Origin of the sequence: Kitasatospora griseola (genome assembly GCF_044999035.1) — a bacterium.
GTDB lineage: Bacteria > Actinomycetota > Actinomycetes > Streptomycetales > Streptomycetaceae > Kitasatospora > Kitasatospora griseola.
In genome coordinates this window covers 7,310,252-7,322,476 of sequence record NZ_CP173360.1, presented here as the reverse complement: position 1 = coordinate 7,322,476, position 12,225 = coordinate 7,310,252, and the positions used below count along the sequence as shown (strand labels likewise).

12 protein-coding genes are annotated in these 12,225 nt (G+C 75.2%); 5 read left to right on the top strand and 7 right to left on the bottom strand.

Annotated features, from left to right (window positions below):
- Nucleotides 1–89 precede the first annotated feature (89 nt).
- The 3 genes from ACI1MP_RS33005 to ACI1MP_RS32995 all read right to left on the bottom strand — a co-directional run bounded on the left by ACI1MP_RS33005 (nt 90) and on the right by ACI1MP_RS32995 (nt 3,590).
- Entirely contained in the window at nt 90–1,802 is a 1,713-nt protein-coding gene (locus ACI1MP_RS33005) for a GAF domain-containing protein (protein ID WP_380337101.1), read from the bottom strand.
- 154 nt (nt 1,803–1,956) lie between these two features.
- The gene (locus tag ACI1MP_RS33000) at nt 1,957–2,727 is read right to left on the bottom strand and encodes a RimK family alpha-L-glutamate ligase (protein WP_404870262.1); all 771 of its coding nucleotides are present in this window, start codon (nt 2,725–2,727) and stop codon (nt 1,957–1,959) included.
- Nucleotides 2,724–3,590, bottom strand: a complete 867-nt coding sequence (locus tag ACI1MP_RS32995) for a RimK family alpha-L-glutamate ligase (RefSeq protein ID WP_404870261.1) — start codon at nt 3,588–3,590, stop codon at nt 2,724–2,726. Before ACI1MP_RS32995 ends, ACI1MP_RS33000 begins: the two co-directional genes overlap by 4 nt.
- Before the next feature lie 214 nt (nt 3,591–3,804).
- Here ACI1MP_RS32995 and ACI1MP_RS32990 point away from each other — a divergent pair, with 214 nt between their 5' ends.
- The 3 genes from ACI1MP_RS32990 to ACI1MP_RS32980 all read left to right on the top strand — a co-directional run bounded on the left by ACI1MP_RS32990 (nt 3,805) and on the right by ACI1MP_RS32980 (nt 5,894).
- Nucleotides 3,805–4,491, top strand: a complete 687-nt coding sequence (locus tag ACI1MP_RS32990) for an AAA family ATPase (RefSeq protein WP_404870260.1) — start codon at nt 3,805–3,807, stop codon at nt 4,489–4,491.
- A gap of 52 nt (nt 4,492–4,543) precedes the next feature.
- Nucleotides 4,544–5,464 (top strand): hypothetical protein, encoded by a 921-nt coding sequence (locus ACI1MP_RS32985; RefSeq protein ID WP_404870259.1) that lies wholly within the window; start codon nt 4,544–4,546, stop codon nt 5,462–5,464.
- 118 nt (nt 5,465–5,582) lie between these two features.
- The gene (locus ACI1MP_RS32980; RefSeq protein WP_404870258.1) at nt 5,583–5,894 is read left to right on the top strand and encodes a hypothetical protein; all 312 of its coding nucleotides are present in this window, start codon (nt 5,583–5,585) and stop codon (nt 5,892–5,894) included.
- On the opposite strand, the gene ACI1MP_RS32975 is transcribed toward ACI1MP_RS32980, so the two are convergent.
- On the bottom strand, nt 5,866–7,440 hold the full coding sequence (locus ACI1MP_RS32975; protein ID WP_404870257.1) for a sensor histidine kinase: 1,575 nt from the start codon (nt 7,438–7,440) through the stop codon (nt 5,866–5,868). The genes ACI1MP_RS32980 and ACI1MP_RS32975 overlap by 29 nt on opposite strands.
- 340 nt (nt 7,441–7,780) lie before the next feature.
- A complete protein-coding gene (locus tag ACI1MP_RS32970; protein ID WP_404870256.1) occupies nt 7,781–8,956 on the bottom strand; it encodes a methyltransferase domain-containing protein in 1,176 nt (391 codons plus the stop codon).
- 350 nt (nt 8,957–9,306) lie between these two features.
- On the opposite strand from ACI1MP_RS32970, the gene ACI1MP_RS32965 reads away from it, so the two are divergent.
- Nucleotides 9,307–10,260, top strand: coding sequence for a polysaccharide deacetylase family protein (locus ACI1MP_RS32965; protein WP_404870255.1), 954 nt, complete (start codon nt 9,307–9,309; stop codon nt 10,258–10,260).
- Between the two features lie 214 nt (nt 10,261–10,474).
- On the opposite strand, the gene ACI1MP_RS32960 is transcribed toward ACI1MP_RS32965, so the two are convergent.
- Nucleotides 10,475–10,672, bottom strand: coding sequence for a DUF664 domain-containing protein (locus ACI1MP_RS32960; RefSeq protein ID WP_404870254.1), 198 nt, complete (start codon nt 10,670–10,672; stop codon nt 10,475–10,477).
- A 15-nt stretch (nt 10,673–10,687) separates the two neighbouring features.
- Entirely contained in the window at nt 10,688–11,065 is a 378-nt protein-coding gene (locus tag ACI1MP_RS32955) for a VOC family protein (protein ID WP_189271690.1), read from the bottom strand.
- 70 nt (nt 11,066–11,135) lie between these two features.
- On the opposite strand from ACI1MP_RS32955, the gene ACI1MP_RS32950 reads away from it, so the two are divergent.
- Nucleotides 11,136–12,176 (top strand): sigma-70 family RNA polymerase sigma factor, encoded by a 1,041-nt coding sequence (locus ACI1MP_RS32950; RefSeq protein ID WP_404870253.1) that lies wholly within the window; start codon nt 11,136–11,138, stop codon nt 12,174–12,176.
- The last annotated feature ends 49 nt before the right edge of the window (nt 12,177–12,225 follow it).

The window sequence follows — 12,225 nt, the reverse complement described above, 5'->3', positions numbered from 1 at the left end:
CGGAACCTCCGCCCGAGCTGCCCCGGCAGGAACGGGCGGGCGGGACGCCTCATCGGTGTCCCGCCCGCCCGTTGTCGGTCGGCGGGGTGTCAATGCCCCAGTGGGGCCGTCCAGTTGAGGGTGGTGCCACCGTTGGGCGGGGCGGTGACGGTGAGGGTGCCGCCGAGGGAGCGGGCGCGTTCTTCGAGGTTGCGCAGGCCGCTGCGGCGGCCCTGGGCGGGGATGCCGACGCCGTCGTCCTGGACGGTGAGGACGACCTGGCTGCCGGTGGCCTGGAGGGCGACCTCGACGCGGCCGGCCTTGGCGTGGCGGGCGGCGTTGCTGAGGGCTTCGCCGAGGACGGCGACCAGGTGGTCGGCGACGGCGGGCGGGACGTCGGTGTCGAGCAGGCCCTCCATGCTGAGGCGGGGGGCGAAGCCGAGCGCGGAGTGGGCCTCCTCGACCACGTGGACGGCGCGGGCCCGCAGGCCCTGGCCGACGCCGGCCTCGCGGACCCGCAGGCCGAAGATCGTCGACCGAATGATCTTGATGGTCTCGTCCAGGTCGCCGACCGCCCGCAGCACCCGGTCCGAGGCCCCGGGGTGGTCGATGAAGCGGGAAGCGCTCTGCAGCGTCATGCCGGTGGCGAACAGGCGCTGGATGGCCAGGTCGTGCAGGTCGCGGGCGATCCGGTCGCGGTCCTCCAGGACGGCCAACTGCTCGGCGTCGCGCCGCCGTTCGGCCAGTTCCAGGGCCAGCGCGGCCTGGTCGGCGAAGGCCAGCAGCGGATCGGTCTCTCGCTCGGTGAACTCCGGCTCGCCGGGGCCGCGCACCAGCAGCAGCACGCCCTCGGTGTGGCCCTCGGCGCGTCCGAGCGGCACCGCGACGGCCGGGCCGAGGCCCGCGTACCGGTCCGCCCGGGCCGGGAAGCGCCGGTCCTCGGCGAGGTCGTGCGAGGTCACCGGCGCGCCCTCGACGCACGCCGCGCCCGAGATGGTGCCCTCCAGCGGGATGTCCGCGCCGACCCGGCCGGTCAGGTCGCCGCCGAGCGAGAGCTCCACGTGCAGGCCGTTCCCGGCGGGCAGCACGGTGAGCACGTCGGCCTGCCGGGCGCCGCTGATGTCGCACGCCCGCTGGGCGATCAGCTCGACCACCTGGGTGCGGGAACTCCCGGACAGCAGGCGGCGGTTGATCTCGGCGGTGGCGGTCAGCCAGCGCTGCCGGCGCTGCGCCTCCTCGTACAGGCGGGCGTTGTCGATGGCCACGCCCGCCGCCACGGCGAGGGTGGCGATGACCGACTCGTCGTCGTCGTCGAACCCGACGGCGCCGCGCTTGTCGGTCAGGTAGATGTTGCCGAACACCTCGTCGCGGACCCGGACCGGCAGGCCCAGGAAGGTGCGCATCTCGGGGTGGTGGGCGGGGCAGCCGGTGGACGCCGAGTGCTCCCTCAGGTCGTCCAGACGCAACGGCTGCGGGTGGCGGATGAGTTCGCCGAGCAGGCCCTTGCCGGTCGGGTAGGGGCCGATCCTGGCGATCTCCTCGTCGCTGAGGCCGACGGTGAGGAACTGCGAGAGAGTGTCGCCGTCGGGGCCGATCACGCCGAGCGCCGCGTACTTGGCGTCGGCGAGGACAGCGGCCGCCTCGACGATCCGGCGCAGCACCTGAGTGAGTTCCAGCTCCCGGCCGACCGAGAGCACGGCCTCCAGCAGGCTGTGCACCCGGTCGCGGGTGCCGCGCGCCACGTCGATCCGGGCCTGCAGTTCGGCCAGCAGTTCGTCCAGCCGAAGCTGGGGAAGCCGCGACCGCGGTTCCTCCTCGCGCACTGCGTTCCTCCTCGTCCGTGGGCCCAGCTCGCCGCCCGATTCTCGCAGACGGGGCGGCGGGAGTGGACCCACGGGGTCGTCGGAAGGGTCACAAAGGGGCAGGTATGGGGCGGATCACGGGTGGCAGCGGGCCCACCGCGGGCACATCCGCATGTCAGCCGACCCTCGCCTCCCGGGCGGCGAGGGCGGTCCGGACGGCCAGGGCGGCCAGCGCCTCGGGCGCGCCGGGCTGGTGGCGGATGCCGGGGAAGGCGTTGACGTCGACGGCGATCGGGCCGTCGGGGCCGGGCAGCAGGTCGACGCCGTACACGTCGAGGCCGAAGGCGGGGCCGGTGGCGAGGGCGAGGGCGCTCTCCTCGGGGCCGGGGGTCCAGGGGCGGCGGGCGGGCCCGCCGGGGTGGAGTTCGGAGCGGCGCTGTTCGGCGAACAGCTGCCCGTCGACCACCCAGAGTTTTCGGTCCCAGCCGTCGCCGGCCACCGGCCGCTGGGTGATCACCGGCTCGCCGGGCCACCGGTCGGCCAGCGACTGCCACTGCTCGGCGGTGTCGGCGCGGGCCACCAGGTCGTCGCGCCGGCTGTGCCTGCTCTTCACCACCACCGGCCCGGACCAGGCGAGTCCACCGATCGGACCGGAGGCGACGGTGGCCGCGAACGGGATGCCGGCGGCGCGGGCGAGCCGCTCCATGGCCGCCCGGTCCTGGCAGAACGCGGTGGCGGTGGCCGAGTTGAGCACCGGCGTGCCGGACTCCTCGTAGCCGCGGGCGACTTGGAGTGCGGCGGCGCTGCGCGCCTTCAGCAGCAGCAGGTCCGCGTCCTGCCCCGCCGGCACCGTCAAGTGCCCCTGCGCGGAGAGCAGTCGGCGAGTGGCGGCGAGCAGCGGATGGTCGAGGTCGCGGGCCAGGACCGCGATGCGCAGCGGCGTCACCGGGCGGCGGGGGCGGGGGTGAGCAGGGAGCCGGCGCCGGGGGTGGGCCAGGAGGATCCGGTGCGGGCGAGACGGACCACCGCGTCGGCCACCCGCTCGACGGCGTGCGGGACTTGGCGGAAGCTCGGGAAGTCGTTGATGTCGACGACGGTGGGGCCGTCCGGTCCGAGCAGCACATCCAGGCCGTACAGGTCGAGGCCGAACACCTCGCCGACCTGCGCGGCGAGCGCGGCGACCTCGCGCGGCAGCGGGACGGGCCGTTCGGTGGCGGGCCGGTGCAAGTGAAGCGGCGAGGTGCGCTGGGTGGCGAAGAACTCGCCGCCCGCGCAGTAGACCTTGAGGTCGAGTCCGTCGTTGGCGACGTACGGCTGGGCGATCAGCAGCGCGCCGTCCGCGGGCGCTGCCAACTCGGCGAGCCGGTCCGGATGCTGGATCAGGTGGACGGCGCGCCCGGAGGAGCCGTCGGCGGGTTTGACGACCAGCGGGTAGTGCCGCTCGGGTATCGCGGCGAACGCGGCCGGGTCGGCGGCGGCCCAGGTGCGCGGCATCGGCAGCCCGTGCAGGGCGGCGACCACGGCGGTCTGCGCCTTGTCGCGGACCGGGCGGATCGCCCGGGCGTCGTTGACGGTGGTCAGGCCGGCCGCCGCGGCGGACTCCAGCAGGCCGAGTCCGGGCCCGCCGGAGACGGTCTTCAGCACCCATGCGTCGTGCGCGCCGCCGCGCACCAGCCGGGCGAGGTCCAGCAGTTCGGCGCCGGGGCGCAGCACGTCCACGGTGTGGCCGGCCGCCCGCAGGTGATGGACCACCTCCAGCGGCATCCCGTCGTGGCAATAGTGCTCCTCGACCAGGAAGCAGAACCTCATCTGTGCCCACCCATTCCCCTCTGTCCCCCCGTGCGCGTGCCGTGGGGCCGTTCACATCCGTCCACCCTGTCACGGAAGTTCGGCGCGAGAGCGGCCAGGGTGTCCGGGAACGGCCACAGGCACGTCACAGCCGTATTGCCGCAGGTCTGGAACCCTTTGCCCTGGGCATGTCGTTGACATGACGTTCTCTTGGCACACTCTTGAGGGGGACCGTGTGCATTCACAGCTGCGCCCGCACGCCCGGCACGACCTGACGGACCGTCCGGCACCGGCCGTGCTGGCCTACCCGGTGGACGACGTCCTGGTGGTCTCGGGCCTGCCGGGCAGCGGCAAGAGCACCCTGATGGCGCGCTGCGCCCGGGCCCGGGTGATCGATTCCCAGCACACCCGGCAGCGTTTCGCCGCCGCCCTGCCGGGCGTCCCGTACCCGCTGTACCGGCCGCTGGTCCGGGCCGCCCACTACCTGCGGCTGCACGCCGCGCTGCGGGCCGGCGGACCGCTGGTGGTGCACGACTGCGGGGCGCTGCCGTGGGTGCGCCTGGTCGTCGCCCGCACCGCGCACCGCCAGGGCCGCCGGCTGCACCTGCTGCTGCTGGACGCCACGCCCGCGCAGGCCGCCGACGGGCAGCGGCGGCGCGGCCGCCGGGTCTCCCGGTACGCGTTCGCCCGTCACCGCCGGGCCGGCGCCGCGCTGCGCGGCCTGGTCACCGCGGACGGGCCGCTGCCGTCCGGGGTGGCGTCGGCGGTGCTGCTGCCGCGCGCGTCGGCGGCCCGGCTGGCCGCCATCGAGTTCACCGGCCACGCGGTCGACCCGCGGGTGACGCCCCGTCACCGGGTGCCCGCGGCCCGCCGGACGCAGCTGCCGGCCCGGACGGCGGCGGGCGCTGCGGCGAACGGCTGAGCCGGTCCGCGCGTCGCCCGCCGCCCGGCCGCGCGCTGGCTAGTCTCCGGCCATGCGCACCCCCGACCGCACTCCGGACGCCGCCGCTGCGGACGCCTCCGCCTCCTCCCGGCCGCCGCGCGGCCCGCAGGTGCGGCGGATCGCCGACCGGCTGTCCGTGCAGTTCCGCGTCCCGATCGAGCCGCAGTACGAGCAGGCCGGGCACCGCTGGACGCTGCGCTGGTACGACGGTCCGACCGTCGGGGCGGTGCGCTGCGCGCTGGAGCGGCTGTTCCCGGACGGGGAGCGGCTCGCGGTGCGGCGCGACCTGACCACCCGGGCGCTGGTGCTGGCCGCGATCCGGGAGACCCGGGCCGGGGCGATGCACCGCTCGGTGGGCAGTTGGGGCCAGCGCTACCACCTGGAGCAGCTGCTCGCCGACCAGGAGCACCCCGACCGGACCGCCGACCCGCGCGAAGCGGCCATGCTGGAGCGCCTGTTGGAGGCTTCGTCGACCACCCGCGTCCACGGCGCCGCCGCACCGGACCTGGCCCGCGCGTTCGACCTGGTGGCCCGCGACGGCATCGCCCGGCTGCTGCCCGAGCACCGGCTCGCCGGGCCCGCCGAGCGGGACGCCCTCGCGCTGAGCCCGCTGGAGTACCTGACGTCCCGCTACGCGACGGGCGTCCACCGCGCCGCGTGGGAGACGGCGCTCGCCACCCTGCCGCTGCGCACCGCCGTCGCCGCCGCCCACCAGGACCCGCAGCCCGACCCGGACGCGGCCCGCGCCGCCCTCACCCTGCTGCCCGCGCTGCGCGCCCAGGCGTCCGCCGAACTCGACTCGGTCGAGGCCCGGTTGGCCGCGGTCGTCGCGGGCGCTCCGGCCCGGGACGTCGACGGCGCGGCCGCCGATCCGGGACGGCCACCGGTCGCGGGCGATGCCTCCGGCAGCGTGTCGACCCCCATTCTGCCTGCTCACGCGCCCGCGCGGTAGGACCGGACGCACACTTCTCCGCCCTTGTCCGGGCGGCCGGTTCGGCCGCAGACTCGTCCGCATTCCCCCCTTTGGACGAGTCGATGGGAGTCGTGTGTCCGCACACGTCGATCAGGAAATGGCCCTGCGTGCCCGGGTGCTGCTGGCCGGCAGCGAACCGCCCACCCCGTGGCAGGCCTACCGGGCGCACCGCCTGCTGGCCCACGACAACCCGGCGGTGCACCTGCCGAAGCTGGCCCTCGCGGCCGTCGAACTGACCCGCCACCACCCGCTACTGCTCCGCCGCGACCTCCAACTGCGCCTGTTGGAAGAGGCGTTGGAGGCGGCCGCGGCGATCCCCGCCGACGATCCGTGCCGTGCCGAGGCGCTGGCCCGGATCCGTCACGAGCACGCGAAGCGCCTCAACGAGCTGCGGATGCCGACGGGTTGACGCTCCGGCCGGGCGCAGCCCCGTCCGGCTGCGCCCGGCTGCGGAAGTGCTGCTTGTCCACCAGCAGGCCGTTGTCGAAGCAGAACCGCACCACGTCCTGCCCCTCGCTGGAGGTGGTCTCGACGTCGCCCGCGAACCATCGGCAGTGCGCGCCGTCCGGCGCCGGCGGGCCGTACTTCTTGAAATCGCCGGTCAGGAAGTCGCTGCCGATCGGCAGCCGGGCGTTCACCACGCCCTCGGACTGGCCGACCTCGATCGAGTCGTACAGCGAGGTCGACACGGTGGCGTCCCGCATCGCGCCGACGAACATCAGCGCCCCGATCGCGCCGACCACCCCAACCACGCCGAGGACCGCGAGCGCGCCCAGCGCACAGCCCGTCGCGGGGCTCCGGCGGCGCTTCTCCGGGCCGATCAACTTCCCTGCCAGCTCGCGCAGTTCCTCGTCCTCGGGGACGGCGTCCAGCGCCCCGTCCGAGGTGTACGGGAGCCGGCCGCTCAACCGGAACCCGCCGTCCGACTCCCGGTCCGCGTGGATCGACCCGCCCAGCAGCCGGGCCCGCTCCCGCAGACCGGTCAGGCCCTGACCGCCGGAGACCGCCGCCGAACCGTCCCCGCCGGGCCCGTTCAGCACCTCCACCATCACCGCGTCGCGCTCGTACCGCACCGTCAGCACGATCCGCGCGCCCCGCGCGTGCTTGTGGGCGTTGGTCAGGCCCTCCTGGGCTATTCGGTACGCGGCGTGACCGGTCGCGGCGGCGAGCTCGCGCGACGTGCCCTCGTGCCGCAGCTCCACCAGCGTGCCCGCCGCCTGCGAACTCTCCGCCAGCCGGTCGATCGCGTCCACGCCGCCCGCCGCCGGCACCGAGTCGTCCCGCAGCAGACCGACCACCTCGCGCAGCTCCCGCATCGCGCCGGTCGCCGCCTGCCGCAGCACGCCCACCGCCTCGCGCTGCCGCTCGTCGAGCGTACGGTCCACCTCCAGCGCGCCGGTGTGCACGGCGATCAGCGCCAGCTGGTGCCCGAGACTGTCGTGCATGTCCTGGGCGATCCGGTGGCGTTCGCGCAGCCGCGCCTGACGGGCGATCATCACCCGCTCGCGCACCAGCTGCTCGTTGCGCTCCCGCAGACTGTCCAGCAGCGCGCTGCGCTGCGCCCGGTACCGGCCGAGCAGTGCGGGCAGCACGCCCAGCAGCAGGAACCCGACCACGCTGATGCCCAGCAGCGCGGGCACCGGGAAGTGGTCGCGGCGGTTCTGCAGCACGCCCACCGCGAAGTTCAGCACGAACCCGAGCCCGAAGACCGCCGGCGCGTACCAGGGCCGGGTGATCCGCCGACCCGCCGAGTACCCCGCCGCTACCAGCAGCGGCAGGAACCCGCCCGGCCCGCCGACACCCGCCGACGCCAGCACCAGCACCGTCCCCGGCAGCCCCCGCCGCAACAAGAACAGCACTCCGGCGGCCGCCACCACCAGCCCCGACGGCCAACCGCCGCTGTCCATCGCCTGCAACAGCGCCGCCAGCCCGCACACCACGAGCCCGCCCAGCACCTCCCGGACCACCAGCCGCCAAACCCAAGGCCCCGGAACCGCCCGCTCCACCCACATCCGCATCACCCCCCGACCCTAGCCGCCCCGGCCCACCCCCGGCCCCACCCGGCCCCGGCCGCCGACGCGCCTGCGCAGCGCCGCCGGGCCACCACATGCCGCGGTCGCACCGAACTCCAGGAGCAGGTCGACGGGTTCGAGGCACCACCGGCAGAAGGTACGCGCCGTCGATGCCCGGCATGCCGACAGGCCTTGACGGCGCGGAGGAGCCGAACAGCGTCGGTCCGCTCGCGGGTGGGCCACCGGGGCACGGTCGGTTCGTGGTGCTCACCGGTGCCGTCGCTCACACCGGGGCCGGGTCGCTCCTCTCCTCCTCCGGGTGCGTGGCGGCGGGCCAACGCGGGCCGGTGCGGGGGTCGTCGGCCCAGACGAACTGCTCGGTGGGGGTGCGGGTGAGGCCGTAGTCGTAGACGCCGGGGCAGCCTGCCGCCTCCCACTGGGACCAGGCGGCTTCGACCTCTTCGGCGAGGTGTCGCGGTCCGCCCCCGGTGGTCCAGGCGCCGCCGGTGGTGCGGGCGGACAGGACGGCCCAGGAGGTGTGGCCGTCGGTGATCCATGCGCTGGTGCCGTCCGCGTCGTGGCCGGTATGCACGGACAGGTCCGGGAGGGCGACGCGCAGTGCGAAGCCCAGCCCCCACGGGTCGGCGAGCTGTGTCGGGTCGCGGTCGGTGCTGCCGCTGCGGCCGGGTTCGGCGGTGCCGCGGACTTCGCCGAACGTCCGTCGCCGGTGGGCGTGTTGGGTGCGGGTGGGCATGAACCGGGCCAGGCCCTGCAGCCAACCGGTGGCGGACTTGCCGTCCTCGGCGACAGTGAGCGCGACGTGGCCGAGGCGGCCCCACGGAGTGACGATCCGCCCGCCGGGCGCGGTCTGCTCGACCCAGGCCCAGGGGATCTCCTCGACGGCGTAGGTGGCGATCACCCGATCGAACGGGAACTCGTCAGGCACCCCCAAGTCGCCGTCTCCCGTGCGGACTTGCACCTCCAGGCCGGCGGCGACCAGACGTACGTCGGCCGCGGCGGCCAGGACCGGATCCGCCTCGACGCCGACCACCCGGCCGGGGCCGGCGCGGTAGGCCAGCAGGGCCGCGTTCCAGCCGCTGCCGGTGCCGAGTTCGAGGACGCGGTGCCCGGGTTCCAGGCGCAGGCTGTCCGCCATGTCGGCGACCACGGCCTGACAGGACAGGCTCGACGTGGGCAGGCCGTCCCCGAGCTGTGTCACCGCCGCCTCGTCCGGCGAGCGGTACAACTCCCACGCCCAGCCTGCCGGATCGGCTGCCCGGTCCACCGGTTCCCACGCCCGGCCGCTCCACCGCCACAGCCGTTCCGGCGCGAACCCGTCCCGGGGCAGCGCCGCCACCGCCTCCCGCACCCACGGCGATCCCTCGGGCCAGGCCCCGCGCTCGGCCATCACCCGGTCGAGCCGCGAGCGGTACGCGGGCAGGTCCAATTCCTCGGCCACCGCGTCTACTTGCGCCGCTTGCCGGTGCCCGGCGGCGGGGGCGGGACCTGCCCGTCCGAGTTCCCGGGCGGCGGGGTGCCCTCACCCGGGTCCGGTGCGGGCTTCTCGTGCTCACCCATCGCGACCACTCCTCCCTTGACGACGACCGCCGCGCACGCCGCGAAGAGCCCATCTTCCCGTCCCCCGTCCGCCGACAGTAGGGCGCGTCGGGTCGTATGGGGGCGCACCGTTCGCACTGGCGCTCTCGCGACGACCGCCCGACCACGGAGCGTGGCGAACGGGCGACGGCAGGCGTCCGGCCGGGTGACGGGCGGGTTGGTGGCTGTACGGCGAGGGGATCATCGGCCGGTATGTCGACGAAAGACCGTGACCGCAGGGGCCCGTGCCGCCGTCACCTCGCCGCGCTCGCCGCGCTGGCCGTCCTCGGTGTCGGCTGCTCCGCCCTGCAGGCCCGGGACGAAAGCGGTGGGCGCGCCTCCGCCCCTGCTGCGCCGCCGGTCGCGGGGCAGCCGGCGGTGGCCGTTCCGCAGGGTGCGGCGGGGCAGGAGGTGAACGGTCGACTGGGGGTGGCCGAGCGGGAGTCGAGGCAGCAGCAGGCCGAGCTCGCGGCCGCCCGGCACTGGGGGCTGGCGGCGCTGCCGCTGAAGGCGCCCGTGGCGCCCGCGGAGAAGCCGGAGCTCGTCGCGGGGCCGAACGTCCTGCTCGCGGACGGTCTGCCGCCGGTGGTTCGCCGCGTTCCCACCGAGGACAACGTGGTGTTCCTGACCGTCGACGACGGCGCGACGAAGGATCCGGAGTTCGCCGAGATGGCCGCCGACCTGGACGTGCCCCTGTCGGTGTTCCTCTCCGACTACCTGGCGCGTTCCGACTACGACTACTTCCGCGCCATGCGCGACCGCGGCGTGTCCGTCAACAACCACACCATCAACCATCCCGACCTGCGCCGTCTCGGCGCCGATGCGCTCCGCCGCGAGATCTGCGGCCAGCAGGACCGCCTCGAACAGGAGATCGGTACCCGCCCCTGGTTGTTCCGGCCGCCCTACGGCGAGTACACCACCGCCGCGCTGCGCACCGCCGCCTCCTGCGGCGTCACTGCCGTCGCCCTGTGGACCGAGGAGGCCTTCCCGGACCACCTCGAATACCGCTACTCCGACGAGAAGCTCCACCCCGGCGACATCATCCTCACCCACTTCCGCGACCCGGCCCCGGGCTGGAAGGGCACCATGGCCGACATGCTCCGCCGCGTCATCGACACCGCCACCGCCGAGGGCTTCGCGATCGGCCGCCTGGAGGACTACCTCTGACCGCCGGGCCGGAGGGGCGGCTCGCCCCGCCGGCCCGCCGCACGTCAGTTCTGCCCGGCCGCCGCGACGGCCCGCTCCCGGTACCGGGCCCACCACGTGTCGTCCGTCGCGGGCATCCGCCCGTCGCCCGGCCGGTGGCCGGCCCCGCCGTCGATCGGCTCGCGGACGACGTCGGCGTGGCCGGCGCGGCCGGCGTGCCGCTCGGTCCCGGCGATCAGGTGACCAGCACCCGGCCCAGGCAGAGCAGTTCGACGCCCGCCGGGTGCTCGGCCGGGCCGAGCAGGTTGGTCCCGGTCGGGGTGGGCGGGCGGCGGAGGTCGCGATCCGGCAGGCCGTCGAGCTTCCACCGGACGGCCTCGCAGGCTTCCGGCAGGTGGCGGCGCAGGTCGGTCCCGGGGTCGGTGATCGTCATGACGGATCCCTTCGCTCAGGCGCCGAGCAGGCCGACCGGATTGCCGTCCGGGTCGTCGAACACGGCGATCCGGCCTCGTCCGGGCACGGCCTGCGGCTCCAGTCGCCGACGGCCGCCGAGCTCCTCGGCCTTGGCGAGCGCCAGGTCCACGTCCGCGACCCGGAAGTACACCACGATCCCGGTGTAGGGGCTGCCGGGGCCGGACTGGCCGATCCCGCCGGCCGGTTCGCCGTCGGCCGCCCCGACCAGTGCGTAGGTGGCGTCCAGTGCGTCGACCTGCCAGCCGAACAGCTCCCGGTAGAAGCGGTGGGCGCGCGGCGCATCGACCGCGGAGATGTCGAACCAGGCCGGTGTGGACGGGAATTCGGCGTTGCCGGTGGTGGCGCTGGTCATGAGGTCCTCCTCGGGTACGGAAAAAGCCGGTCGAAGAGGTGACTCCCGCAGTGCGGCAGAATCGTCGCCCGTGAGCGAGGAATCCTGCGCGACCCCACCGCCCGTCGCCGCCGACGACGACCTGACGCTGGCCCGCGACGGCGACGACGCCGCCTTCACCCGCCTGGTCGCGCCGCTGCGCCGCGAGTTGCATGCGCACTGCTACCGCATGCTCGGCTCCACCCACGACGCGGACGACGCGCTGCAGGAGGCGCTGGTGCGCGCCTGGCGCGGCCTGGAGCGGTTCGAGGGCCGCAGCTCCCTGCGCGCGTGGCTGTACACGGTGGCCACCCGCACCTGCCTGGACGCCGTCGACCGCCGCGGCAGGCGGGCGCTGCCGATCGACCTGGGCCCGGCCTCCCCGCACGCGGTGCTCGACGCCACGCCGTTGACGGAGGTCGCCTGGCTGGGCCCGTACCCCGACGCGGGCCTGCCGATCGGGCCCGCCGGCCCCGCCGCCCGCTACGAGCAGCGCGAAGCCGTGGAGCTCGCGTTCGTCGCGGCCGCGCAGCACCTGTCGGGCAATCAGCGGGCCGCGCTGCTCCTGTTCGACGTGCTGGGATTCTCCGCCGAGGAGATCGCCGCCATGATGGACACCTCCGCCACCTCGGTGAACTCCGCCCTGGCCCGGGCCCGGCGGAAACTCGCGGCGACGCTGCCCGAGGTGTCCCAGCAGCAGACGCTGCGAATCCTCGGCGACACCCGCGTCCGGGACGTCGCGACCTCGTTCGCCACCGCCCTGGAACGCGGCGACGCCGACGCCCTGGTCGCGCTGCTCACCGAGGACGTCACCTGGTCGATGCCTCCGCTGGCGCACTGGTACGCCGGTCTCGGCGCGGTCATGGACTTCGCGGCGGCCGTCCCCCTCACCCGCTGCCCGAGCTGGCGCCACCGCCTCACCACCGCCAACGGCCAGCCCGCGGTGGCGTTCTACCTGGGAGCGGCCCCGGACGCGCCGCACCCGGCCTGGTCCCTCACCGTCCTGACGCTGCGTCGGGACTCGGTGGCGGAGATCGTCTCCTTCCTCGGCCCGGAGCACGTCCTGGCCGCCGGCCTGCCTGCGGAGCTCTGAGCCCGTGCGTGGAACGCCCCCTGACGACACGTCGAGGACAGCGCACCGG